25 protein-coding genes are annotated in these 21,905 nt (G+C 51.4%); 18 read left to right on the top strand and 7 right to left on the bottom strand.

Translation table 11 applies throughout. The features are described 5' to 3' along the window. Window positions 1-4: 4 nt before the first annotated feature. Complete coding sequence (locus CPA45_RS17095) at window positions 5-934, bottom strand: DMT family transporter (protein WP_096653597.1); 930 nt, start codon at window positions 932-934, stop codon at window positions 5-7. 69 nt (window positions 935-1,003) lie between these two features. Here CPA45_RS17095 and CPA45_RS17090 point away from each other — a divergent pair, with 69 nt between their 5' ends. Both CPA45_RS17090 and CPA45_RS17085 read left to right on the top strand, forming a co-directional pair. Then, window positions 1,004-1,510, top strand: a complete 507-nt coding sequence (locus CPA45_RS17090) for a MarR family winged helix-turn-helix transcriptional regulator (protein ID WP_244287640.1) — start codon at window positions 1,004-1,006, stop codon at window positions 1,508-1,510. Beyond that, a complete protein-coding gene (locus CPA45_RS17085) occupies window positions 1,507-2,100 on the top strand; it encodes a class I SAM-dependent methyltransferase (protein WP_096653593.1) in 594 nt (197 codons plus the stop codon). The genes CPA45_RS17090 and CPA45_RS17085 overlap by 4 nt, the downstream gene beginning before the upstream one ends. 63 nt (window positions 2,101-2,163) lie before the next feature. Here CPA45_RS17085 and CPA45_RS17080 read toward each other — a convergent pair whose 3' ends face one another. Further along, window positions 2,164-3,000 carry a PhzF family phenazine biosynthesis protein gene (locus tag CPA45_RS17080; RefSeq protein WP_096653591.1) on the bottom strand — a complete coding sequence of 279 codons (837 nt, stop codon included), beginning with the start codon at window positions 2,998-3,000 and terminating at the stop codon, window positions 2,164-2,166. 107 nt (window positions 3,001-3,107) lie between these two features. Between CPA45_RS17080 and CPA45_RS17075 the strand changes: the two genes are divergently transcribed. Further along, window positions 3,108-4,022, top strand: a complete 915-nt coding sequence (locus tag CPA45_RS17075; RefSeq protein WP_096653589.1) for a LysR substrate-binding domain-containing protein — start codon at window positions 3,108-3,110, stop codon at window positions 4,020-4,022. Window positions 4,023-4,093: 71 nt separating this feature from the next. On the opposite strand, the gene CPA45_RS17070 is transcribed toward CPA45_RS17075, so the two are convergent. After that, window positions 4,094-4,972 (bottom strand): LysR family transcriptional regulator, encoded by an 879-nt coding sequence (locus tag CPA45_RS17070; RefSeq protein ID WP_096653587.1) that lies wholly within the window; start codon window positions 4,970-4,972, stop codon window positions 4,094-4,096. Between the two features lie 88 nt (window positions 4,973-5,060). Between CPA45_RS17070 and CPA45_RS17065 the strand changes: the two genes are divergently transcribed. Next, on the top strand, window positions 5,061-5,816 hold the full coding sequence (locus CPA45_RS17065; RefSeq protein ID WP_096653585.1) for an NAD(P)H-dependent oxidoreductase: 756 nt from the start codon (window positions 5,061-5,063) through the stop codon (window positions 5,814-5,816). Window positions 5,817-5,874: 58 nt separating this feature from the next. Continuing rightward, window positions 5,875-6,543, top strand: coding sequence for a 5,6-dimethylbenzimidazole synthase (bluB, locus tag CPA45_RS17060; protein WP_096653583.1), 669 nt, complete (start codon window positions 5,875-5,877; stop codon window positions 6,541-6,543). Here bluB and CPA45_RS17055 read toward each other — a convergent pair. Continuing rightward, the gene (locus tag CPA45_RS17055) at window positions 6,540-7,544 is read right to left on the bottom strand and encodes a helix-turn-helix transcriptional regulator (protein ID WP_096653581.1); all 1,005 of its coding nucleotides are present in this window, start codon (window positions 7,542-7,544) and stop codon (window positions 6,540-6,542) included. The genes bluB and CPA45_RS17055 overlap by 4 nt on opposite strands. Before the next feature lie 150 nt (window positions 7,545-7,694). Here CPA45_RS17055 and CPA45_RS17050 point away from each other — a divergent pair, with 150 nt between their 5' ends. From CPA45_RS17050 to CPA45_RS17025, 6 genes are all read left to right on the top strand, one after another. Next, window positions 7,695-8,330, top strand: a complete 636-nt coding sequence (locus CPA45_RS17050; protein WP_096653579.1) for a glutathione S-transferase family protein — start codon at window positions 7,695-7,697, stop codon at window positions 8,328-8,330. Window positions 8,331-8,441: 111 nt separating this feature from the next. After that, a complete protein-coding gene (locus CPA45_RS17045) occupies window positions 8,442-9,338 on the top strand; it encodes a LysR family transcriptional regulator (protein WP_096653577.1) in 897 nt (298 codons plus the stop codon). A gap of 165 nt (window positions 9,339-9,503) precedes the next feature. Next, window positions 9,504-10,910, top strand: a complete 1,407-nt coding sequence (locus CPA45_RS17040; protein WP_096653575.1) for an amidase — start codon at window positions 9,504-9,506, stop codon at window positions 10,908-10,910. Window positions 10,911-10,992: 82 nt separating this feature from the next. Continuing rightward, a complete protein-coding gene (locus CPA45_RS17035; RefSeq protein ID WP_096653573.1) occupies window positions 10,993-11,220 on the top strand; it encodes a hypothetical protein in 228 nt (75 codons plus the stop codon). Further along, window positions 11,213-12,727, top strand: a complete 1,515-nt coding sequence (locus CPA45_RS17030) for a sodium:solute symporter family protein (protein ID WP_096653571.1) — start codon at window positions 11,213-11,215, stop codon at window positions 12,725-12,727. Before CPA45_RS17035 ends, CPA45_RS17030 begins: the two co-directional genes overlap by 8 nt. A 256-nt stretch (window positions 12,728-12,983) precedes the next feature. Continuing rightward, complete coding sequence (locus tag CPA45_RS17025; RefSeq protein ID WP_096653568.1) at window positions 12,984-13,451, top strand: hypothetical protein; 468 nt, start codon at window positions 12,984-12,986, stop codon at window positions 13,449-13,451. Here CPA45_RS17025 and CPA45_RS17020 read toward each other — a convergent pair. Beyond that, window positions 13,430-14,224 (bottom strand): helix-turn-helix transcriptional regulator, encoded by a 795-nt coding sequence (locus CPA45_RS17020; protein WP_096653566.1) that lies wholly within the window; start codon window positions 14,222-14,224, stop codon window positions 13,430-13,432. The two genes, CPA45_RS17025 and CPA45_RS17020, sit on opposite strands and share 22 nt — an antisense overlap. 93 nt (window positions 14,225-14,317) lie before the next feature. Here CPA45_RS17020 and CPA45_RS17015 point away from each other — a divergent pair, with 93 nt between their 5' ends. From CPA45_RS17015 to CPA45_RS17000, 4 genes are read left to right on the top strand one after another with little or no spacing between them, the layout of a single operon-like run. After that, window positions 14,318-15,886, top strand: coding sequence for an MFS transporter (locus tag CPA45_RS17015; protein WP_096653565.1), 1,569 nt, complete (start codon window positions 14,318-14,320; stop codon window positions 15,884-15,886). A gap of 37 nt (window positions 15,887-15,923) precedes the next feature. After that, a complete protein-coding gene (locus CPA45_RS17010) occupies window positions 15,924-16,253 on the top strand; it encodes an ArsR/SmtB family transcription factor (RefSeq protein WP_096653563.1) in 330 nt (109 codons plus the stop codon). Further along, on the top strand, window positions 16,246-16,737 hold the full coding sequence (locus tag CPA45_RS17005; RefSeq protein WP_096653561.1) for an SRPBCC family protein: 492 nt from the start codon (window positions 16,246-16,248) through the stop codon (window positions 16,735-16,737). Before CPA45_RS17010 ends, CPA45_RS17005 begins: the two co-directional genes overlap by 8 nt. Beyond that, entirely contained in the window at window positions 16,724-17,152 is a 429-nt protein-coding gene (locus CPA45_RS17000; RefSeq protein WP_096653559.1) for an SRPBCC family protein, read from the top strand. Before CPA45_RS17005 ends, CPA45_RS17000 begins: the two co-directional genes overlap by 14 nt. 330 nt (window positions 17,153-17,482) lie before the next feature. On the opposite strand, the gene CPA45_RS16995 is transcribed toward CPA45_RS17000, so the two are convergent. Next, complete coding sequence (locus CPA45_RS16995; protein WP_096653557.1) at window positions 17,483-18,298, bottom strand: aminotransferase class IV family protein; 816 nt, start codon at window positions 18,296-18,298, stop codon at window positions 17,483-17,485. Window positions 18,299-18,378: 80 nt separating this feature from the next. On the opposite strand from CPA45_RS16995, the gene CPA45_RS16990 reads away from it, so the two are divergent. From CPA45_RS16990 to CPA45_RS16980, 3 genes are all read left to right on the top strand, one after another. Next, entirely contained in the window at window positions 18,379-18,732 is a 354-nt protein-coding gene (locus CPA45_RS16990; RefSeq protein WP_096653555.1) for a MerR family transcriptional regulator, read from the top strand. 305 nt (window positions 18,733-19,037) lie between these two features. Then, window positions 19,038-19,910, top strand: a complete 873-nt coding sequence (locus CPA45_RS16985) for a LysR family transcriptional regulator (protein WP_208858542.1) — start codon at window positions 19,038-19,040, stop codon at window positions 19,908-19,910. Window positions 19,911-20,043: 133 nt separating this feature from the next. Continuing rightward, window positions 20,044-20,670: an NAD(P)H-dependent oxidoreductase gene (locus tag CPA45_RS16980; RefSeq protein ID WP_096653550.1), complete on the top strand. Its 627-nt coding sequence runs from the start codon at window positions 20,044-20,046 to the stop codon at window positions 20,668-20,670. 224 nt (window positions 20,671-20,894) lie between these two features. Here CPA45_RS16980 and CPA45_RS16975 read toward each other — a convergent pair whose 3' ends face one another. After that, a complete protein-coding gene (locus CPA45_RS16975; protein WP_096653548.1) occupies window positions 20,895-21,632 on the bottom strand; it encodes a CDP-alcohol phosphatidyltransferase family protein in 738 nt (245 codons plus the stop codon). Window positions 21,633-21,905: the final 273 nt, after the last annotated feature.

Below are 21,905 nucleotides of genomic sequence, written 5' to 3'. Positions count from 1 at the left end.
CAACTCATCGTGTACTCTGGCTAGCTTTGCCAATATTGAGTAGGGTGATACCTGCGCCAATTAACAGGATGCCTAGCAGTAAGCCCTCGGGTGCGGTTTCTCCCTGTAGCAATACGGCGACTGGAACACCCACGACAGCACCTACGGAACCCAATAAGCTCAGCAGCACTGGGCCACCGCTTTTCTGTAGCAAAAAGAGCAGTAAGAACTGGCCAGCGAAAACTACCGCTTGAAGCGCGATCAGGAGGGTTGGTAGGTATCGGTCAGTGGGAACGCTAAGAGAAAAGCCAGGCAGAAGGCCTACAGCGAGTAGTGTGATGGCGGCGGCGATTAGCATTCCCGGTGCCAGCGCATCGCCTGATACACCTTCTGGCCAGCGTAGCGTTCGATAGATGTTTCCAATGGCGAGCAATACTGGGCCAATCAGAGCAAGGAGTATCCAAAGGTGGTTGGCATCAGGCGCTGAGAGCTTATTGGCTGCTAAGGTGATGGCACCTGCTAGTGCCGAGAGAACTCCCGCCGCACGCATAACCCGAAACCGTTCCATTTTTAATGTTAATGCGCCGACGTATGTGAGCAGCGGCGGCAGGGTGATGATTAATGCCACGAACCCAGCACCTACATGAGGGATAGCTGAGAAGAAGATTAGGTTGGCGCCAGCCACGCCTAATAGTGCGGAAACGGCATAATACTCTATGGTGCGAGCGTTAACAGGTGGCAAATTACGGCGTAATGCCGAGATAACCAACAAAATAAGCGCCGCTCCCAAGATTGACCAAAACAGAAAAGAGAGCGCTGTCAGTTGGATTTCACCGGCAAGTTTAGCCAAGTTAGTCGAGAGACCAAGCAGAGCTCCACCTGATAGCAAATATACCAGAGGGGCAAGCCAAGCTCTTTTACGTGGGTGTGTGTGGACTGTGCTTGATAGTGTCATTAGAAGTATTCTCAGGGTTTATCTTGACATCAAGATAGGTTTGATTAATCTTGACGTCAAGATAATTAGGTGAAAAATATTCCTATGGATCATGTAGACAAGATACTCAAACAGTGGCACTTAGAGAGGCCCGACCTCGATGTTGCGCCGATGGGTACCATCGGGCGGGTCAAACGACTGAACCACACGTTAATGCGCGTCATGGAGAAGACCTGGGCGAAATACGGTTTGACGGACGCGAGCTTTGACGTTCTGGCGACCCTCCGTCGAGAAGGGGAGCCCTATGCGCTATCGCCGGGTGATTTGATGGCATCCACCATGGTGACTTCAGGCACCATGACTCACCGTATTAACCAGCTGGAAAAGGCGGGCTTGATTGAGCGGGTCAAAAATCCCGATGACGGTCGTGGTTTTCTAATCTCTCTTTCACAACGTGGGTTCGATTTAATCGACGAAGCAGTGGCCGCCCATGTAGAGACCCAGGCGCAACTGGTAAGCGGCTTGTCTAAAGAGCAGCGAGAGCAACTCGATGATCTGCTTAAGCAGTTCTTAGCGGGACTTGAGGAGGTAGAATGAGTGAGCAAGTGTATCTCGACAAATCGCTCAACGTGGATGTGTACCCGCCACTAAAGCGAGCACTTGAACTGGTGGAAAACTCTTTGCCTAAGGTAGCCGTTGATGCAGGCTGTGGGGCTGGGCGTGATGCAATGTATATGGTGGAGCATGGTTATACGGTGCATGCCTACGATAAAAGTGATGCAGCGATATTACGCTTAAAAGAGGTAGGTGGGCGCCACATTGATAACACGCTATTTCCTAAAACATGCAGCTTTGAGCAGTTTGAATATCCTCAAACTACGCTAGTGAATGCATGCTCCAGCCTGTTTTTTTGTGATCCGGCGCTATTTGCTGGCGCTTGGCAGCGCCTCACAAATTCACTGCAAAAGGGTGGTGTATTTTGTGGCCATTTTATGGGGCCAGATGACACCTGGGCAAAAATGGGAAGAGGAGATTTAACGATACACTCCTATGCTGATATCCAAGCGCTGTTTAATGATGAGTTTAAGGTCATAGATATTGTTGAGCACAATACAGATGGTACGACACTGCTTGGGAAGTCCAAGCATTGGCATGTTTACGCCGTTGTTGCTCAGAAGGTTATTTAACCCATCAAGGCAGAGTTTAAATCATTTCTTCTGAGCAACTCTTCTGAGCAACATGGTAGGCAATCAAATAATCTCTACAGCTGTGCCAGCTACTATAACTCCTCCTTGCTCGGGTACTTCAACCTGGAGCAGACTTACTCGTCCCATCGTTTCACCCTGTTTGATCAGGAATTTCCCAGGTATATCCATTAACTTGGCATCGCGTAAATAACCGCCCAGCGCGGCCGCTGCAGCGCCCGTGGCAGGATCTTCCACAACACCGCCCACTGGGAAAGGATTGCGTGAGTGAAAAAGGCCATCACTTTCGCGGAATATAAGCTGGAGTGTTGTTACCCCCTCTCTCGACATCCACGACTTCAGTTTTTCAAAATCGTAATCAAGTTGGCTCAGTCGATACTGGGAGTTGACCGCCAAAATAAGATGCCAGACTCCGCCGTAGGCTAGGGCTGGAGGAATAGTGAGATCCAGTGCATCAGATGGCCACTGTAGTAGCGCGAGCACTTCTTCAACAAGTTGTTCAGTAATAGGTTTATGTGCAGGCTCAACCGAGGTGAGTGCAGCCTGGATCTGGCCATCAACCGAGTGAACTTTCACTGGTACGCGGCCTACTAATGTATCCAACTGATAAGTGCCGATACCACTTAGGCGCCCCAGCATGACGGCGCTAGCAATCGTGGCATGACCACAAAAGTTGATTTCTACTAGCGGGCTATAGTAACGAATGGTTCTAATTTCGCCGCTCGCTGGGGCGATAAATGCGGTTTCCGAGTAACCCACTTCTGCGGCGATACTCTGCATTGTCTTATTATCCGGCAGTGCATCGCCAATCCAAACGCCTGCTGGGTTGCCTTTCGTTGGATCTGTCGAAAACGCCGCTAGTCGGTATAACTGCTCACTCATGATGCTCTGCTCCTAAAGGAATTATTTACCAGAAAGCATCATTGTGACCTTAGAAATAATAATGGAAACTGCTTTATTGTCACCCATAGGGTTACTGGAATTTAGCCATGAGTAGAATCACTTTTCCTCCTTTAAACACCCTTCGTGCCTTTGAGGCCGCTGCACGATTAGGCAGCTTCGCATCTGCTGCCCAGGAGCTTAGCCTGACACCAGCAGCCGTCAGCCATCGTATAAAAGAGCTAGAGGGCAGGCTCGATATTTTGTTGTTTATACGCCTGCCACGTGGCGTAATCCTGACGGAGTCTGGTCGTCGTTACTACGGTCGGTTATCTACTATCTTTACCCAAATCGAACAAGCAACTAAAGAGCTTAGGCAACAGGGGATAGACGGCCCTCTGACGCTATCTGCCCCTCACTCATTTATCCACCATTGGCTGATCCCTCGGCTAGCTAATTTAAAAACTCTTTACCCTGGCCTGCAGCTAAAACTACGTGGTGAAAGTGAGTTATTGAGCTTTCGCGATAACCAAGCTGATATTGGAATCCGTTTTGGCACAGGTAACTATCCAAGCCTTCATGCTGAGCAACTGATGGGCGATAGCGTGGCTGTACTTGCTCCTACAATGTTGATAAGTAGCCTCAGCGATGTTCGCCCTGAAAGTTTATTGCAAACTCAGCTGTTACTGGAAGACAGCAGTATTCACCCGTCAGAACCATGGAATACATGGCAGCCCTGGTTTCGCGAAGCAGGTGTTGAACCGCATACATCACTACAGAAAGTACAGTTCTCTGACAGCAGTCTGACCTTAACAGCTTGCGCTGCTGGGCTTGGGCTTTGTATAGGTCGACGCTCCATTGCTAACCAGTTTCTGCTGGATAGAAAAGTCCATGCGATTATGCCTTGGCGTCGCCATGAATTTGCCTACTACCTAGTATCGCATCCGGCTGAAGTTGAAAATCCGCGCGTTATGGCATTTAAGCAGTGGTTAAGTGAAGAAATTAGAAATTTTCAAATGCCTTGATGGATCGGTCAGCAATTACGGTTCCGATTCAGTGAAATAGCAATGGTGAGAGGCATTTTCCATGCATTGAGCTAGGGCCTTTGGCCACGAACCCCTTCCGTTATCGCCTCCATAAAAGCTCGCACTCTTGCTACGTAGCGTAAGTCAGGGTGGGTGAGTAGCCATAGCTGTGTGGTGAGCGCTTCAATCGGGTCGCTTAACCTTATTAATGCTTTATCAGCATCTCCGAGATAGCACGGTAGCACTGCAATACCTGCTCCATCGCGCACTGCCTGCTGCATTCCTAGCATGCTGTCTACTCGGTAAGCGGCACTTTTACCCATCATCCACTTATCAAGCAGTGTGTCGCCCATGTGGGCATCTGGACCTACCCAGTCTTTGCTTGGTAGCGATGCTGGTTCCATTAGCACTGGCATGTTTTTCCAATGTTGCGTTGCGCCATAAATCGCTTGAGTAATCTCCATTATTTTTCGGCCTACAAGGGTTTCGGGAGGCTTGAGAGTAGGCCGAATAGCGATGTCGGCCTCCCGACGCGATAGGCTTTGAAGCTGATTGGAAATAACTACCTCCAGTGTAATGTCTGGATATTGCTGGCGAAACTGTATGAACAGTGGCGAGAGAAGTCCCGCGAAAAGCGTGTCAGTCGTTGTGATCCTAAGGCTACCGGTGAGTTTTAAATCCTGGCCTATAATGCGTCGTTCAGCACCGTTAATTTCGCGCTGTACGCGCATAGCTACTGCCGCCAGATCTTCGCCTGCCAGGGTTGGCGTATAACCACTGCGGTTGCGCTCGAAAAGGGTGACGCCCAATCGCCGCTCCATCTCGCTTAAGCGCCTAAATACGGTGGCATGGCTGATACTTAACGTTCGGCTGGCGCCGGACAAAGAGCCAGCCTGGGTAATTGCTAGCACGATTTGTAAGTCATCCCACCTTATCTGCTGTTCATTCATGCAAGCTAGGTTCTCATTTTTAGTCAATGTTTGATCGTATATGAACAGGTTAGTCTGTCGTTAAACCTATCAACAGGGGAGACGTAGCATGAATGTGTTAATCGTCTTGGCCCATCCAGAACGCAAGTCGTTTAATGGGGGCTTGGTGGATGTCGCGGTCAATCAGCTAGTGGCTGCAGGCCACTCAGTAGAGGTGGACGATCTCTATACTGAGCAGTTTGACCCAGTGGAGCGCCCTGAATGCTATGTACATCAAGCCATGGATGCGAACTACTTCTATCCTCTCAACGAGCAGCGGGCGCATTATGAGCAAGGCTCATTACCGCTGGATGTTCAACGTGAGTTGGCAAGGCTGGAGTGGGCTGATTTAGTGATCTTTCAGTTCCCTTTGTGGTGGCACGGCCAGCCCGCCATTCTGAAAGGCTGGTTTGATCGTGTGCTCGTGTATGGTGGGCGTTACTCAAGCCGCATGCGTTACGATAAGGGGTACTATCGCGGCAAGCGAGCAGTATTGTCAGTAACTACAGGCTCACCTGAAAAGACGTTTCAGCCCTTTGGTCGAGCAGGCAATATGGTCCAATGGCTTTGGCCGATTCACTCTTCGTTATACTACGTGGGCTTTGACGTGCTGGCCCCTCAGGTAAGCTACGGTATTCAAGGTGGCGGTATTCGCTACCAAGAGGAAGCCGCGATCATGGGCCACTTAGAGAGGTGTAAAGAGGCATGGTCTGTGCGCCTGCATAGCTTGAATACTGAGCAACCGATCCCCTTTACGGGGTGGGACGACTGGGACGATGAGGGAGTTCTGTGCCAGAGTGCCCCGCTGCGATGGCGGCTAGGTTGATCGCATGTAGACTCTTCACAAACCCTAGAACTGATCGACAAAAGGCCCAATTAGCGTAATGACCACCTCGAACCACTGTTTTTCCGATGCCGAACGGCGTGGGCTTTACCGCGCCATACACGAGCGGCGGGATGTACGCTCGCAATTTCTGCCCGACCGGATTCCCCATGATGTGCTTGCCCGCCTTTTACAGGCGGCCCATCACGCGCCTTCGGTGGGGTTTATGCAGCCGTGGGATTTTATTGTCATTGAAAGCAGAGAGGTTCGAACATCGGTCTTAGCGCTGTTCGATCAAGAAAATGATAAAGCTGCCGAGCGTTTTACAGGCGATCGGAAAGACCTTTATCAAGGGCTTAAGCTGCAAGGGATTTTGGAGAGCCCTCTTAATCTCTGTATTACCTGTGATCGTAATCGAGGTGGACCCCATGTGCTGGGGCGCAATAGCATGGTGGACACCGACCTATTCAGCACTTGTTTGGCGGTGCAAAACCTTTGGCTGGCGGCAAGAGCAGAAGGTATTGGCGTTGGCTGGGTCAGTATTCTCGATCCCGCTCAGTTAAGCACGGTGTTGAACTTGCCTGAAGGTGTCTATCCGCTGGCGTATCTCTGTCTTGGCTATGTCAGCGAGTTTTTAGACCAGCCGGAGCTGGAAGCCAAGGGCTGGCGTGCCCGGTTACCGCTGGATGAGTTGCTGCATCGTGATACTTGGGGGCAACCGTTTAGCTAGCAGTTAACGCTGTGTTTATCAGAGGGGGCTATTGGATGTGCTGAAGAGCACTCGCAACTTGCGAGTAAATGGTTGGCGCGCTCGCGTAGTGCTTCTTTGAGGCCATCTGGTTTGAGAATGGTAAATCGAAAGGGGAGCTGTACCAGCCAAAAAGCAAACCACTCAAAGCTATCGGTGCGGGTATTTAGCAGTAGCCCTCCTTCAACCTGTTGGAACTGGTTTTTACAGAACGACTGGTTCTCAAAGTACGCAACCGCGTCATGGTCGGTGTGCAGTATCAGAGAGACTTCATAAGTCGTACTCCAGGACATAAGGCTTTCGCTTAAAAATAGCGCTGCATCGAAGTTGGAGGGGCGTATAAAAGTGTCATCTAACAGATGAACACTGCTGATTCGGTCCAATCGGAATGAGCGCATGGAGCCGCGCAGATGGCAAAAACCAGCGACGTACCACCGGCCTTGTTGGAATACTAGCCCGTAGGGGTCGACCTTACGGTCAACGGTGTCATGCTGTGGGGAGTGGTAGGTCAGCCCCACGGTTCGCGCGGCTTGTGTCGCGGTGGTCAGCGTTTCAAGCGCACGATTATCAAGGTTAGGTTCACGCCTGGGTAAAATCACCTGGGTGGTATCACTGACACTACGCACACGTCTTTTCAGGTTCTCTGGCATCACCCGTTCCAGTTTTGACTGTACGCTGGCAATCGCGGGTGCGGCATTCGCTAAGCCCAGTTGACTGGCGGCCAATAAGCCCAAAGAGACGGCGAGAGTCTCTTCATCGGTGAACATCATCGGTGGTAGCTTGAAGCCCGCAACCAAACGATAGCCACCGTAGCGCCCCTGTTCGGTTAATATCGGAACACCTATATCTTCCAGCGCGGTAATGTAACGCCGTATCGTACGCCGATCTACGCCCAGGCGCTCTGCCAGTTCTGCGCCGCCCATTTGTCCATTCGCTTGCAATAACTCAAGTACAGCAAGCACGCGTGTTGTTGGACTTGCCATTGCCACCTTCCCTTAGACGTTGTTTCTAAAGTTTTGCAGAAAAAGTGCATTGTTGCGTTTATTTAGGACGGATTCTCACCTATTAACAAACTAACCTGACATAGCAGTGCTTAATATCACCTGAAAACTTGACGGAAGAAGGAGCTCGGCATGTCAGAATTAACGTTTTACACTCACCCTATGTCCCGCGGGCGTGTTGTACGCTGGTTGTTGGAAGAAGTAGGCATTCCCTACACAGTGGAAGCCATGGAGTATGGCCCGGAGATGAAAACAGCAGGCTACTTGGCGATTAATCCCATGGGGAAGGTACCAGCCATCAAGCATGGTAATACTATAGTGACCGAAGTTGCGGCTATCTGCGCGTACTTGGCCGACCAGTTTCCAGATAAAAAGCTGTCACCACCTCCACACTCCCCCGAGCGCGGAGCCTACTACCGTTGGTTGTTTTTTATGGCTGGCCCGTTCGAAATGGCTACCAGCGCAAAGTCTTATGGCTGGAAAATAGATAGCAGTAATGCGCAGGCTGTTGGCTGTGGTCAGTTGGAAGATAGTATCAATACACTTGAAAAAGCGCTCAGTGAAAACGCTTATATCTGCGGCGACCAGTTTACTGCTGCGGATATCTTGGTTAGCAGTTATCTCTGGTGGGAAACGATGCAGAACAATATCCCGCCAAACGAGGTATTCAAGCAATACATAGCGCGCACGGAAAGCAGGCCTGCAGCCAAGCGGGCTAATGAGTTGGACGATGAACTGGCCAAACAAATGAAGCCTGTGTCCATCTGATATCTATCCGTCTCGCCGCCCTGGCTCGTTAGAGGGCTGGGGCCTTCTTATTTACTCAAATGTGAACTCACATTTGAGTGGAGGTTTTGCGACAGATATGGTGGCTAGCTTATGATCAGTGGTCGTGCTTTACGCTACTTCGATACGGTTGCTCGCTGCCGTTCGCTGCGCCAAGCCGCCGCCCAGCTACATATTGCCCCCACGGCGATTAGCCGCCAGATCGACTTGCTGGAGCATCAGCTTGGTGCACCGCTAATTGAGCGTGGCCCTAACGGTATTAGCCTGACAGCGGCAGGGGAGCTATTGGCCGCCCAGGCTCAACGGACCCTACGTGACCTGGAGCGAGTACAGGAGCATATTGCCGACCTCAAAGGTTTGCGCACTGGCCGGGTAAGTTTGCAAGTGGCGGAAGGCGTTGTTGCAGGCCTGCTAGCACCTGCATTAGCTAAGATGGGGCAACGCTACCCCCTCTTGAGCTTTGATATTGAGATCGCTAGCGCAAGCCAAATGGTGGAAGCGCTACGCCGTGGCGATGCGGATATTGGCCTGTCCTTCTTTATGCCCCGCCATGATGACATTGTACCTTTCGCCAGTGCCGAGCTGTACCATCATGCCGTGATGGCCCCAGGCCATCCACTGGCAACTGCCTCTGAGGTGAGTCTTTACACCTTGGCACAGCATCGCCTGATCCTACCTCATGAATCCTATGGCGTGCGCCAAGCGCTGGAGCGTGCCGCTCACCGGGCCGGAGTGGTTCTGGTACCTACCTTCAAAACCGCTTCACTAGAAACCCAAAAAGCACTCGCCATTAACGGTGCAGGTGTTCTGGTATTACCGCCGATGGCAGTAACCCGTGAATGTCAGTTAGGTGAATTAATTAGCACTCCCTTATCTCCTTTAGAGCTTGAAGCAGCACGGGTTGATCTCTGTGTTTATCGTCATCGCCAGCGCAGTTTTGCGACTGAGGCGTGCCTTTCGCTACTGGCGAGTGCTCTACAAACAATGTAGCTCCCATCCTCCTGAAGGATCTTGAGTGAGTGGGGTGCACACAAATTGTGGACACGCTGAGGTCAATATTGCAATAGCGGAAGACACGGTGTGAGTTCATGCTGAGGCTATTGATAGCGCCACTGATTACTTCAGCCTTATAACAACAGCCTTAAAGGTGATGTGATGCCTGAACTACACCAACTAACTGCCACCCAGCTACTTGAAGGCTACCGAGCCCATACGTTCTCGCCAAGTGAGGTAGCCACCGCCCTGGTTGAGCATATAGGTAAGTGGGAACCACACATTAACGCGCTGTATGCCTATCAGCCTGATGTTTTCATTCAGGCTGCTGAAGCATCTACTCAGCGCTGGATAAACGGTGAGCCCCGCGGTGCTTTGGATGGTGTTCCAATAACCCTTAAAGAGTTGATTGCCACCAAAGGGATGCCGGTACCGCGGGGAACTGGGTTGGGCACACAGGCTGCTGCCGAAGATGCACCTCCGGCGGCACGTTTAGCGGAAGACAATGCCCTGCTACTGGCGAAAACCACCTGTCCTGACTTTGGCATGCTCTCATCTGGGCTCTCGTCGTTTCATGGTTTAACCCGCAACCCATGGAATCTAGCCTGTAATACCGGTGGTTCCAGTTCCGGCGCTGGTGCAGCAGCGGCGGCTGGGTTTGGGCCACTGCATGTGGGTACCGATATTGGTGGCTCAGTACGTTTGCCAGCAGCGTGGTGTGGAGTTGTCGGCTTCAAGCCAACGTTGGGCCGCGTGCCTATTGACCCTTACTATGTGGGGCGTTGCGCAGGGCCAATGACACGGAGTGTCGAAGATGCCGCGCTAATGATGATTACGCTTGCACGCACTGACCGGCGCGATGCCATGCGTCTGCCGCCAGAAGATATTGATTGGATGAACCTAGCGCTAGACATTAAAGGTTTGCGAGTGGGGGTGATGATGGAGGCGGGCTGCGGATTACCGCTGGATAATGAGATTCACCGCCACGTTGAGCAGGCCGCAAAGCAGTTAGAAGCCGCTGGGGCAACGCTGGTGCCGATGGCACCAGTGCTTACCCGCGCAATGTTGGATGGGATGGATCACTTCTGGCAGGCCCGGCAGTGGAGCGAGCTGTTAAAGCTCTCTGCTAAAGAGCGCGAGCAGGTACTACCTGCCATTTTGGCCTGGGCAGATGGCGGCGCGCGCTTAAGCGGTGTAGATGTGGTGCAAGGTTTCCAACAAACCATGGATATGCGACGTGCCACGGAAGCCGTATTTGATACGGTCGATGCGGTGATTTCGCCCACTACGCCGAATATCGCCTTTCCAGCGGAGTGGCCATCACCGATCAATGATCCTCGTCAGCCGTTTGAACATATTGCCTACACAGTGCCGTGGAATATGGGTGAGCAGCCTGCAATCTCGCTGAATGCGGGTTTCAGCAAGGACAATATGCCAATCGGCGTGCAATTAATTGGCCCGCGCTTTGCGGATCATTTTGTGCTGAAGCTAGCACGACAGCTAGAGGCACGTTTAGAGTTGCCAATACGCTGGCCAGCGCCCCCGTGTGATAAAGCCGTCATTGCATAAAGAGGGGGGGAATAGCAGTCGTCGATAAATACTAATCGTCGATAAATACCAATCATCGATAAATACCAAGGGGGACATACATATGCGACGTTTATTGGTGCTGCCTACTTCTCGGGCAGGGTGGAGGTTGTTGATTGCGTTTGTGGCGCTGGTGGCAGCAGGCACATGGCCGGTAATTGGGTTAGTAAACCGAACAACCTTGGTAATGGGGCTGCCATTGATGGTGGTGTGGAGCTATCTAGTGATTTTTGCCTGCGTGGTGGTGATGTTAATCGGTAACCATATTGTGGAGAGAGATGACCATGAGTAGCCCCTGGCCACTGCTGATTACGTTGACCTATGTCGCCGTTGCCATGGTCATTGGCCTCCGCGCCAGGGCAGGCCGCTCAATGAACAGCCTGGAAGAGTGGGGGGTAGCAGGGCGTAGCATGGGGCCTGTGACGCTCTACCTGCTGATTGCAGCTGGCAGTGTAAGTGCTTACACCTTTATGGGCGCCCCCGGTTGGGCTTACTCCAAGGGGGTGGCCGTGTTTTATGTGGCGATCTATCTTGCTTACTTAGCGTTGGTAGCGTGGTACTTTGGGCCTAAGGTATGGCAGTTTGGTGAGCAGTTTGGTCATGTAACCCAGGCAAGCGCCATTGCAGATCGCTATCAAAGCCCCACGCTGGGCGCCTTGGCAGCTCTGGTCATGGCGATCGGCTCGGTAGCCTATGCGGTGCTACAAACCATTGGCTCGGCGTATATCTTGTTTGTAATGAGCGGTGGGGTTATCCCGATCTGGCTAGGTGTGTTTCTGGTGCTTGGCTGTATTGCGGTTTATCTCTATGCCAGTGGCCAGCGAGCAATCGGCCGCACCAACGCCTTTCAGGGCGTATTAATGCTGATCGTCGCGTGGGCCGTTGGCCTTTGGGCAGTCCAGAGCGCTACCGGTGGTTTGAGTTTTGCGGGTGTGTTTGAGCGTATTCAAGCCGATCACGGCGAGTTCCTTACCTTGCCCGGTGCGGGTGGCGATATGAGCTTTAGCTTCTGGACGACTTCGATCATCGTTTCAATGTTTTCGTTTATGCCGCCGGTATGGACCCAGTGGATGAGTGCATCCTCGGCGCGAACTATTCGCCGCAGTGCCACTTGGTTGCCTACTTATTACGTCGTAATTTTGCCCATGGTGGTGGTGGGCTTTATCGGCATTTTCTCGCTACCTGAATTGGCTCGAGCAGATACAGTTGCCCTTGAGTACGCCATGCAGCATTTACCCGTGGTGCTGGTCGGGTTACTGGGAGCGGGTACTCTGGCGGCGTCAATGTCCTCCAGTGAGCCGTTTATTCATTCGATATCACTGTCGCTTAGCAAAGATGTTCTTCAACCCGTGTTAAAGCTTTCAGATGGCGTGACCGGAAAGTTAGCGCGGTTGCTTATTCTACCGGTCATGTTTTTAGTGGTGGCACCGCTGGCTATTGCTGAGCCGGGAAGTTTGGTGATGATTCTACTGGTGGGGTTGGGGTTTGCTTCACAGGTACTGCCTGCGTTTATCGGTATGTTCTTCTGGCCGAGAGCTTCACGCTTAGGTGTAATGGCAGGTATCGTGGCAGGCTTTCTAGTCACTGTGGTGTTCACCACGCTGTGGCCACATCCGTTGGGCATTCACGCAGGTTTCTGGGGGCTGATGATCAATCTACCGATATTTATAGCGGTTTCCTTGATAACGCCCGCGACCAACGCAGAGGTGGTCGAGCGTTTCTTCCGCATTTCTGCCCCGCGCGGCTTAAGCTATATTGGCCAGCAAATTGAGCAGGTTAAAACACCTACCTCTAGATGAGGAAGCCAGCTTAGGGGGCGGTTAATAGTGTGGTAGGTTGGAGTGGCGAAAGCATTGAGGCTTTAGAATGAGTGAGCAAACATATCTTGAAAAATCACTGAATGTTGATACTTATCCACCCTTGATATCCAAGCATATTTTTTAATGATGAGCTTAAAGTAATAAATATGATTGCGCATGATATGGAAGGTAAGCCACTGCTTGGAAAGTCCAGGCAGTGGCATATTTACACTGTTGTTGCTCAGAAGGTAAACAGATGCTGACGCCCGTTATCCAGGAAGAAGCCACAGGGTGTGGAATTGCTGCAGTCGCGAACATTCTGGGGAAGACCTATTCAGAGATGAAAGCTACTGCAAATGATATGGGAATCTATGCGGCAGATGAGGGGCTCTGGTCGGATACCCAGTATGTAAGGCGCCTGCTTAATAACGCAGGGGCAGAGACGTCAGTAGAGGAAATCGCTTTTGAGTCGTGGAGCGAACTGCCTGATTTAGCCCTGTTGTCTATTAAACACTACCAGGAAGAGGGCAAGAGCTTCTGGCACTGGGTGGTTTTTAAGCGCGTTGATGGACAAGCCGTTGTGCTGGATTCAGCAAGTTACTTGCCATCTAATATTCGAACGGATTTTGAAGACATGCATCCTAAGTGGTTTATCAGCGTCGAACGAACGAATTCTTCTTGCCAATCAGCAGGTGGCGAGCCTCATTCGACTGCGTCGAAGTAGACGACCATTCTCAGGTGACGGTGCTCATCAACGGTAAGTACCTCATGGGTGTATGTATGTTGCACGCCATCTATATCAAGTAGGCTGCTAATTCCACGTTTGTACCCGTCCATATTTGATGCTTCCCACCAGCGCCTAAAGTCCGGCGATAACTGGCATAGTTCCTCGATCAGAGCTTGCATGACCGGATCTTCAGGGGCGACAGCCAGATCACAACGGAATAATGCCAGCATGTGGGATGCATCGTGCTGCCAAGCGGGGAGTCGTCGGCGCAGGTCGGGAGCAGTAAACACCATCTTTAACAAATTACGCTCAGGCGTTTCACGTGTGCTGAACTGAAGTAGCTTATCGGCCTGAGTGTTCCACCCAACCACATCCCAACGCAGGTTCATAACGTAGCTGGGGCGAGAGAGTTCATCCATCAGAGACTGGATCTGAGGAGAAATAGCCTGCTCTTGATAAGCCTCTACAGGTGGTGCGCGCCGATGTGCCAAAAGAAAGAGGTGACAGCACTCGGCATCATCCAGCTTGAGGGCTCGGGCGATATTGAGAAGGAAACGTTCGGAGACCTTAATGTCACGGCCTTGCTCAAACCATGTGTACCAAGTCAGCCCTACCCCGGCAAGTGCTGCCACTTCTTCTCGCCTTAGGCCTGGTGTACGTCTTCGACCGCTAGTTGGAAGATCAACGTCCGCTGGCGTCAATTTACGACGATGCCGAAGAATGAACTCAGTGAGATCACTCTGTGTTCGCTCAAGCCTATGTTGCGCCATGCTATTACCTTTAGTAATAGGATAATTAGCTATATTGTAACCCTATAAAGTGTGTCTGAGAATGCCTGCTTCCACCATGAAGTTGGAGGCGATATGTCATACCAATGCGATGTGAACACCCCTTTTTGCCCTGATATAGGCTCTGAACGGCCGGATAACAAGGCTGGCCTCAAGGAGTGGGCTGGGCTTGCTGTATTGGCACTGCCCACCATACTGCTAGGGCTCGACGTTACTATTCTCTACTTGGCGCTACCAGCATTGGCAGTAGAACTGCAGCCGAGTAGTACCCAGGCGCTATGGATCATGGATGCCTACGGCTTCATGATAGCTGGTTTTCTAATCACGATGGGCACGTTAGGTGACCGGGTTGGCCGACGTCGGCTGCTGATGATTGGGGCCTTTGCGTTCGCCGTCGCCTCGGTATTTGCTGCCTATGCACCGAATGCCGAGTGGCTAATTGTGGCGCGGGCTGCTCTGGGTATTGCCGGGGCAACCCTGATGCCTTCTACGCTGGCCCTGATTAGCAATATGTTTTTTGACCTGCGTCAGCGCGCTCTTGCAATTGGTATCTGGGCGACAATGTTTGCTCTGGGCATGGCCTTGGGGCCGGTGGTTGGTGGTTTGTTGTTAGAACCATTTTGGTGGGGGGCCGCTTTTCTGATCGCTGTCCCCATCGTCGCTGTTCTATTGGTGGCAGCTCCGTTGCTGTTGCCAGAGTACCGCGATCCACACGCTGGTCGTTTGGATCTTTTGAGCGTTCTATTGTTGCTGATGGCGATTCTGCCAAGCATCTATGGCATCAAGGAGTTCTCTAAGGCGGGGGTGACGCCACTGGTGCTGCTCACGTTGAGTATCGGGATATCGGGAACGATGTGCTTTATTCACCGACAGAAAATACTGCCTGACCCTCTGCTCGACCTTCAGTTGTTTTCCAGTAAGACCTTTACCGTCGCGCTTGTCATCCTTTTGGTAGGATTGGTTGGTGTTGCGGGAATGATGCTCCTAGTCACCCAATACCTTCAGCTAGTGGCGGGCTACACGCCACTGATAGCTGGGCTATGGATGGGGCCTCCAGCATTGATGATGGTGCTTGCCGGTATATTTGCCCCTCTGTTTGCGCGACGCATTCGGCCGGCATTTGTTATTGCTGCAGCGCTTATGCTCTCAAGCATCGGTTGCGGTTTACTGGCTCAAGTAGACCCGCTCTCCGTTCAGGTACTCCAGGTCGTGATCGGTTTTTCGCTGGTGTACCTGGGGCTGGGCACCATCGCCGCGCTTGGGACAGACTTGGTGGTAGGAACTGCTCCGCCGGAAAAAGCGGGGTCTGCGTCATCAATGTCTGAGATGGTTCAAGAGTTGGGTGTGGCACTAGGCGTAGCGCTTCTGGGCAGCTTGGCGACCCTGTTGTATCGCGTGCAAATTGCCAGTGCGATTCCTGACGGGGTGCCTGACGACATCTCCCGTGCCCTTGGAGAAAGTTTGTGGGCAACAACGTCCATCGCTGAACGAGTCCCCTTAGAGTTACTTGAGCAGGCACAGTCTGCGTTTACTCAAGGAATGAATGCTGCGGCCACGGTGGGGGGGGTAGCCATCATGGCTCTGGCGTTTCTATCGGTTGCTAGTCTTCGACATGTGAGGGTCATCGGCGACCATGAGCACTAAAATTTGAAATGCAACTATTTTGTTGCATAATGGTTTTATGACAACTAATCTGAATCTTGTTTTTAAGGCTCTCGCTGACCCTTCGCGACGCCAGCTTCTGGATAGCCTGTTTGAGAATAATGGGCAGGCTCTCAATGAACTGTGCGAACGCCTCTCTATGAGTCGTCAGGGGGTTACCAGGCACTTGGTGCTACTTGAAGAAGCGGGGCTGGTGGTTACGGCGTGGCGAGGAAGGGAAAAACTGCACTATCTCAACGCCGAACCAATTCAGCAGATCCACCAACGGTGGGTCAGTAAGTTCACCCATCAGCGGATCAAGGCCGTGGACAATCTCAAACAGAGGCTTGAGGACCATAACAATGAGTAAGCCCGATTTTTCCTACGTCATTTACATTAACACCACGCCCGAGCAGCTGTGGAAAGCGTTGACGGAAGGGGAGTTTACCCGCCAATACTGGGGTGGGCGACAGATTACGTCGGAGTGGACAGTAGGAGCTTCGGTTAGGCACGTCAAAGCCGATGGGTCATTGGATTGGCGCGGCGAGGTACTGGAATCAGATCCGCCGCATCGCTTGTCCTATACCTTTATTCCCGAAAACGATGACGAAATGCCAGGATACGAGGGTGAAAAAGTTGATCTGACGACACCTGAAAAGCCTTCGCGGGTGACGTTTGAAATCGCCGAGTATATGGACCAAGTACGCTTGACGCTGATTCACGATCAATTCGAGGAGAACAGCAAGGTACTACAAGGCATCAGCGTCGGCTGGCCAGTCATTCTTTCCAGCCTCAAAAGCTTGCTGGAAGGCGGCAGCCCTTTGTTAAGGAGTGATACTGATGGCACGCATTGAACATATTCAATACATCAACACTTTACCATCAAAGGTTTACGAAGTATTGACCACGGCTCGTGGGTTAGCTGATGTGTGGACCCAAGACTTAACGTTCATTGCTCAACTGGATGCGGTCAACGAGTTCCGGTTTGGGGATGAGCACCCGACAAAGATGACGATCGTGGAGCTGGTGCCTAACAATAAGATGACTTGGCAATGTATCGATTCAGACCCAGAGTGGATTGGGACCAGCGTCAGTTTCGAGCTCGAACAACGAGGAGACAAAACGGCGGTCACTCTCAAGCATACCGATTGGCGTGAAGTGACCGAGTTCTACCGTTTCTGCAACTATAACTGGGCGATCTTCCTGCTGAGCCTTAAGCAATACTGTGAAGAAGGTACGGGCATTTATTACCAGGCTCGGACGTTTTAGCTGACGCCTGAGCCACTGTGCTAAGGCTCTATGTTAATTGGGGCGTTGAAATGAATGTGAAATGGACTATCGATAGTCGCTAATATAGCAGCGCCCCCATTGCCAAAACAGTTGCTTCTTACCGTAGCATGCTCGGTTTTGATTTCATTATGGATCATGGTTGGGTTCGAAAGTATTGAATGAACAGGTAATTACTGGGCTTTTGGAGCGGCGGCTTGGTGTCGAGCATTAGTTTCACGCAGGACGGAGGAACTTGTGGTCGGTTAAAGACGCGATCGACCATATGGAAGAGTTGCCATCCGTCGTTGCGCAAATAGTAAACGAGCGGCCTTAAAAGAAATTGGCGGGTTCAGCCTGGTAGGCTTTATGGAGCAAATTGATGAACGGTGTTGCTTCTGCAAAATCCGTTGAGCCAATGGCAGTGACGGAGATCCCCGGTGTCCATGAGTTCATCACTGCCGCGCCGGACAGTTCTCGAAGCCGCTCGATGGTAATTGCCTCATGGCGCTGGGGAATCCCAAGGCGATCCAGTTGACGTTGGACGATGCTCATCATGGTGCCCTGTAGTATCTCGGCCTGTGGCCAGATAACCGCTTCTCCGTCCCAAAAGACAAGGTTCCATATCGTTGCTTCGCTCAGATTCCCGTGGCTGTCTATAAAAGCTGCATCGTCGAAGCCCTGGCGTACGGCTTGATGCAGATAGAAGGTTTTACCGGATTCACCAACATGTTTGATGGTGGCTAGTGGCCTCTCGTGCACCACCGTGCCTAGTCTCAATGGGCCCATGGGTCCATGAGAGGGGGCGCCTGTGCGGACGAGCACTGCTAGCTCCCCATTCATACTGGCCGCCGAAAACTCGCCATTGCGGGAAAAGACTATGACTGTCAGTGACTGGTTTTTTGGACCTTCATCAATGCTTGTTCTAATGTAGGACAAGAGTTTTTCATCGGGAAGCGCTTTGCCAAAAAAGTCCATTGAAGCGTTTCGTAGGCGGTCTAAGTGAAGGTCTAACCCTTTGACTTTGCCGTCTCGTACCTGCATTGCCGTGAAATGTGCAAAACCAGCAAAGGCCAGGGGAGTTAACTCTGAAAGAGAGGCTGGTTGCCCATTGATTCGGGCCTGAACATTGCTGACGTTAGTAGACATGATATTGACTCCTGATTGAATTCACATTGAGGAGTCACTACTCTAAGCCCTTACAGCACTGTAAGAGTCAAGAGGGTGAAATGAAAATAGGTGAACTGTCAAAGCGCACCAGCGTGAGTATTCGTATGCTGCGTTACTATGAAGAGGTAGGCTTGCTGAAGCCGGAGCGTGGCGTGAATGGGTATCGTGATTACGCTCTGGATGAGGTGCGCACTGTAGAGCGGATCAAGCTGCTTGGTTCGGCAGGCATGACCCTTGCGACTATCCAGCAGTTCTTACCCTGCGTGAGGGGGGAGGTTCCTGTCTTCGAACCCTGTGATGAGCTACGCAATGTCTTACGCGAACAAATGGATATTGCTGACCAGAAGATGGTGAAACTGGCCCAAAGCCGTGCCATTTTGGAGAGTTTCCTGAGCGAGGTCGAGCACCGCTGAATTTAAACTGTCTCAGGTGACTGCTGGCGGGCACAGCCAATTAACTCAACGTTTCTAGGGTGCAGCACGAAGAGTTATGATCGGAGCCAATAAAATAAGCCGGTGTTTCGTAGGCTGGACTATCTCAGATCATGGCACTGTATATCGTGCGTCATCCAGATAAATGACGCCACTTCGCTGGCCAGCTGACGTAGCGTTAGTTTGCTGGTGTTAGCCCGATTGATAGCTGGTGCGGGGCGCGTAATACTCATTCCAAATTGGTAAACATCTTGGGGGGCAGGGTGGCCACTGACAAGCTAGTTTCCATGAGGATTTTCCGACGTGTCGCGGAACTGGGCAGCTTCACTAAGGCGGCAGATGATCTCGACATTACCGCCGCAACGGTCAGTAAGCACATTGCCTTTCTGGAGCGGGATATCGATACCCGCTTAATTAACCGTACGACTCGCCGAATGAGCCTTACTGATGCTGGTCGAGGTTTTTTAAAGCGAATTCAGGCACTGCTGGATGAGTTGGATGATGCTGAGTTGGAAGCTCGAGGGGTACAAGCGGAGCCTCGAGGAACGATTCGAGTCAATGTGCCGATGACGTTTGGTGTGACTCATATTGCTGATGCCATCGACAGCTTTCTGAATCGCTACCCCGAAATCGATGTTGAGCTGCAACTCAGTGATCGCATGATTGATCTTGTGGAGCATGGCGTTGATATCGCGATTCGAGTGCGCGCCGCGCTCTCGGACTCAAGCTTGATGGCTAGACCTCTCAGAAAATCCAGAAACATTGTTTGTGCCTCACCGCAATATTTAGAGCGTGCACCAGAAATTCGTACCCCTGTTGATCTTGCTCGCCACAACTGCCTGATGTTCACACTTCATGATCGGCCCAAAGTTTGGGAACTGGGTGGCGAGGAGGTAGTAGTGAACGGTAATTTACGAGTCGATAGTAGCCTGGCGATCCGTCAAAGCGTGTTACGGGGCATGGGAATAGCTTTGCTGCCGCGCTTTTTAGTCCAACCGGATATAGAAAATGGATCGCTGGTTCCCTTACTTCAGGGTTTTCCACCGAAAGACTATACCGTTTACGCGCTTTTCCCCCCAGGGCGTAAGCAGCCAATGAAAGTCAGGATGTTGCTGGATCATCTCGACCAACATTTAGGTGACAGACCGTATTGGGAGTAGAGGCGTATTGATTGTTTCTCAATGGGAAATTATATAGTTCTATTCTGTACGTTTAATCGTCTTATGCAATTTCATAGAGTGGTCACTCCAAACGAAGCCTAAATCGTTTTCAACATCTTAGAGGAGTTGACCAATGGATATACATGCCGCTTTGGATTGGCGTTATGCCGTCCGTGAATTTTCTTCTGAAAAACTGAGCAATCAAGTTGTGGAGTCGCTGGTTGATGCAGCGCGTAAAAGTGCTTCTTCCTATGGCTTGCAGCCCTACAAAATGATTGTCATTGAATCCACAGCTGTGCGACAGGAGCTGTTGCCGCACTCATTTGGGCAGCAAAAAGTAGTGGACTGCTCACATCTGGTCATATTTGCAGCTCATTCGAATATCGACCACCAAACGGTTGAGCGTTATGTGAAGCAGCTGATGAAGGTCCGAGGTACGCCTTATGAGGATGTTTCAGGCTACGCCGAGCATATGCAGCAGGCATTGGCGACTAAATCAGCGGCGCAGAAACGGGAGTGGGCCCACCAGCAATGCTATATCGCATTGGGTACATTGCTGACGGCAGCTGCCATGCTGAAAATCGATAGCTGCCCCATGACAGGTTTTGATCACCGAGCCTACGACCAAGCTTTGCAGTTGCCAGAGCAGGGGCTTGAGGCTTCAGTTATTGTGGCGTTGGGGCATAGAAGTCCAAGCGATAGAAGCTCAGAGTTGCCGAAGGTCCGGTTTGACTATGATGATGTGGTGATCCAAATATGAGCCAAGATTTGGCACATCAACCCTGTGCTCTCACCAGAGCACAGGAGCCCTAACACTTTCGCAACATACGGGCTATAAAGCTCATCGCAGAGGCAGTTGGTGGTAGTTTCGTAATAAAGCTCCGATGCATACCCGCCAGAAAGCCTGGCTAAGTGGTTCCAGTCCTTGAGATTCCAGTCCTTAAGATTCTAGTCCTTAAGATTCTAGTCCTTAAGATTAGAGTACTAGGGTGTCTTGCTTTGTTTTGTTTTTTGGTAAAGCCACCAGACATCAAACCCAAACGAGTAGGCCAGTGCCAGCAGTGCACTAAGCGCGAGTAAGTGGGCCGTCAAAGGGGAAGAAAGAGGTGTTAAGGCGAGCAGCAACGCAACCACTTGCCAAACGCACACAGCTTTGCGGCGAAAACTTGCAAACAGAGGCCTGCTTAACCATGGGAAAGGCCAACTGGCCGCCACAAACAGGTAGCGCATCCCACCAATCATTAATACCCATGCACCTAACGGTTCGAGCCTTAGCAGCCCTACGCAGAGCAAGGTAATCAGTAGAGCATCAAGCTCCATATCAAAGCGTGCGCCAAATGAGGAATAGCTGTGGGTGCGTCTAGCAATCCAGCCATCTAGGCCATCTAGTACTAGAGCGATAACTGCAACTGCCAACCACTGCCAGCGTGCGGCGATGAAAGCATCCGCTACCAGTCCACCTGCAACAATGGCCACAAAGGTTGCTCTCGCCATGGTGACGCGGTTTGCCCACCCCAGTTGCCCATAGGGCCAGAAAAGCAGCGTTAATACACTGATGCAGGCGTACAAACCATAGGCCACTGTCCAGTGCATTGGAGTAGCCATCAGTGAAGGCAGCCCGCTGCCTACTATCAGTAACAGTAGCCCCCCGAGTAGTAACTCTGCAGCGCTGTATAGCCGCTTGGATAACAAATAGTAGGGGGCCTTGGAAGAAAACCGCATGGCTACTCTCAAATCGGCGCGCCCGGCCGCAGTTAAAAATAAATGCTGCAATTGTTTTTCTATGTACCATTCTTGTATAAGGTGGTGAGGCTGTCTACGTAATAAATTATTTTGTGAGCTGCTATCGACCGTTAACCCATCCTAAAGCTTAACTCGCGTTAAGCGCCCAGTTTTTTTTCTACGCTAAGCTGTAGTGTGTTCTGGTCAAGTCGTAGCGGACACTTTTATTAAGCTGCTTCCGCGATTTTCTCGATCTCCCTTGGCGCGTGGTAG

The sequence above is a fragment of the Vreelandella nigrificans genome, from assembly GCF_002374315.1.
Classification (GTDB): domain Bacteria; phylum Pseudomonadota; class Gammaproteobacteria; order Pseudomonadales; family Halomonadaceae; genus Vreelandella; species Vreelandella nigrificans.
Note: the sequence above shows the minus strand (reverse complement) of the source record. Positions and strands in the feature narration are given on the sequence as shown.

What these genes read in the sequence shown, in the direction of transcription:
- CPA45_RS17085 (WP_096653593.1), top strand. Translation starts at nt 1,507, where the DNA reads ATGAGTGAGCAAGTGTATCTCGACAAATCGCTCAACGTGGATGTGTAC.
- CPA45_RS17040 (WP_096653575.1), top strand. Translation starts at nt 9,504, where the DNA reads ATGCCTGAACTACACCAACTAACTGCCACCCAGCTACTTGAAGGCTAC.
- CPA45_RS16995 (WP_096653557.1), bottom strand. Translation starts at nt 18,298, where the DNA reads ATGTCTACTAACGTCAGCAATGTTCAGGCCCGAATCAATGGGCAACCA.
- CPA45_RS17000 (WP_096653559.1), top strand. Translation starts at nt 16,724, where the DNA reads ATGGCACGCATTGAACATATTCAATACATCAACACTTTACCATCAAAG.
- CPA45_RS17070 (WP_096653587.1), bottom strand. Translation starts at nt 4,972, where the DNA reads ATGAATGAACAGCAGATAAGGTGGGATGACTTACAAATCGTGCTAGCA.
- CPA45_RS17045 (WP_096653577.1), top strand. Translation starts at nt 8,442, where the DNA reads ATGATCAGTGGTCGTGCTTTACGCTACTTCGATACGGTTGCTCGCTGC.
- CPA45_RS17075 (WP_096653589.1), top strand. Translation starts at nt 3,108, where the DNA reads ATGAGTAGAATCACTTTTCCTCCTTTAAACACCCTTCGTGCCTTTGAG.
- CPA45_RS17015 (WP_096653565.1), top strand. Translation starts at nt 14,318, where the DNA reads ATGTCATACCAATGCGATGTGAACACCCCTTTTTGCCCTGATATAGGC.
- CPA45_RS16980 (WP_096653550.1), top strand. Translation starts at nt 20,044, where the DNA reads ATGGATATACATGCCGCTTTGGATTGGCGTTATGCCGTCCGTGAATTT.
- CPA45_RS17055 (WP_096653581.1), bottom strand. Translation starts at nt 7,544, where the DNA reads ATGGCAAGTCCAACAACACGCGTGCTTGCTGTACTTGAGTTATTGCAA.
- CPA45_RS17020 (WP_096653566.1), bottom strand. Translation starts at nt 14,224, where the DNA reads ATGGCGCAACATAGGCTTGAGCGAACACAGAGTGATCTCACTGAGTTC.
- CPA45_RS16985 (WP_208858542.1), top strand. Translation starts at nt 19,038, where the DNA reads ATGAGGATTTTCCGACGTGTCGCGGAACTGGGCAGCTTCACTAAGGCG.
- CPA45_RS17050 (WP_096653579.1), top strand. Translation starts at nt 7,695, where the DNA reads ATGTCAGAATTAACGTTTTACACTCACCCTATGTCCCGCGGGCGTGTT.
- CPA45_RS17025 (WP_096653568.1), top strand. Translation starts at nt 12,984, where the DNA reads ATGCTGACGCCCGTTATCCAGGAAGAAGCCACAGGGTGTGGAATTGCT.
- CPA45_RS17010 (WP_096653563.1), top strand. Translation starts at nt 15,924, where the DNA reads ATGACAACTAATCTGAATCTTGTTTTTAAGGCTCTCGCTGACCCTTCG.
- bluB (WP_096653583.1), top strand. Translation starts at nt 5,875, where the DNA reads ATGACCACCTCGAACCACTGTTTTTCCGATGCCGAACGGCGTGGGCTT.
- CPA45_RS17035 (WP_096653573.1), top strand. Translation starts at nt 10,993, where the DNA reads ATGCGACGTTTATTGGTGCTGCCTACTTCTCGGGCAGGGTGGAGGTTG.
- CPA45_RS16990 (WP_096653555.1), top strand. Translation starts at nt 18,379, where the DNA reads ATGAAAATAGGTGAACTGTCAAAGCGCACCAGCGTGAGTATTCGTATG.
- CPA45_RS16975 (WP_096653548.1), bottom strand. Translation starts at nt 21,632, where the DNA reads ATGCGGTTTTCTTCCAAGGCCCCCTACTATTTGTTATCCAAGCGGCTA.
- CPA45_RS17080 (WP_096653591.1), bottom strand. Translation starts at nt 3,000, where the DNA reads ATGAGTGAGCAGTTATACCGACTAGCGGCGTTTTCGACAGATCCAACG.
- CPA45_RS17065 (WP_096653585.1), top strand. Translation starts at nt 5,061, where the DNA reads ATGAATGTGTTAATCGTCTTGGCCCATCCAGAACGCAAGTCGTTTAAT.
- CPA45_RS17095 (WP_096653597.1), bottom strand. Translation starts at nt 934, where the DNA reads ATGACACTATCAAGCACAGTCCACACACACCCACGTAAAAGAGCTTGG.
- CPA45_RS17030 (WP_096653571.1), top strand. Translation starts at nt 11,213, where the DNA reads ATGAGTAGCCCCTGGCCACTGCTGATTACGTTGACCTATGTCGCCGTT.
- CPA45_RS17005 (WP_096653561.1), top strand. Translation starts at nt 16,246, where the DNA reads ATGAGTAAGCCCGATTTTTCCTACGTCATTTACATTAACACCACGCCC.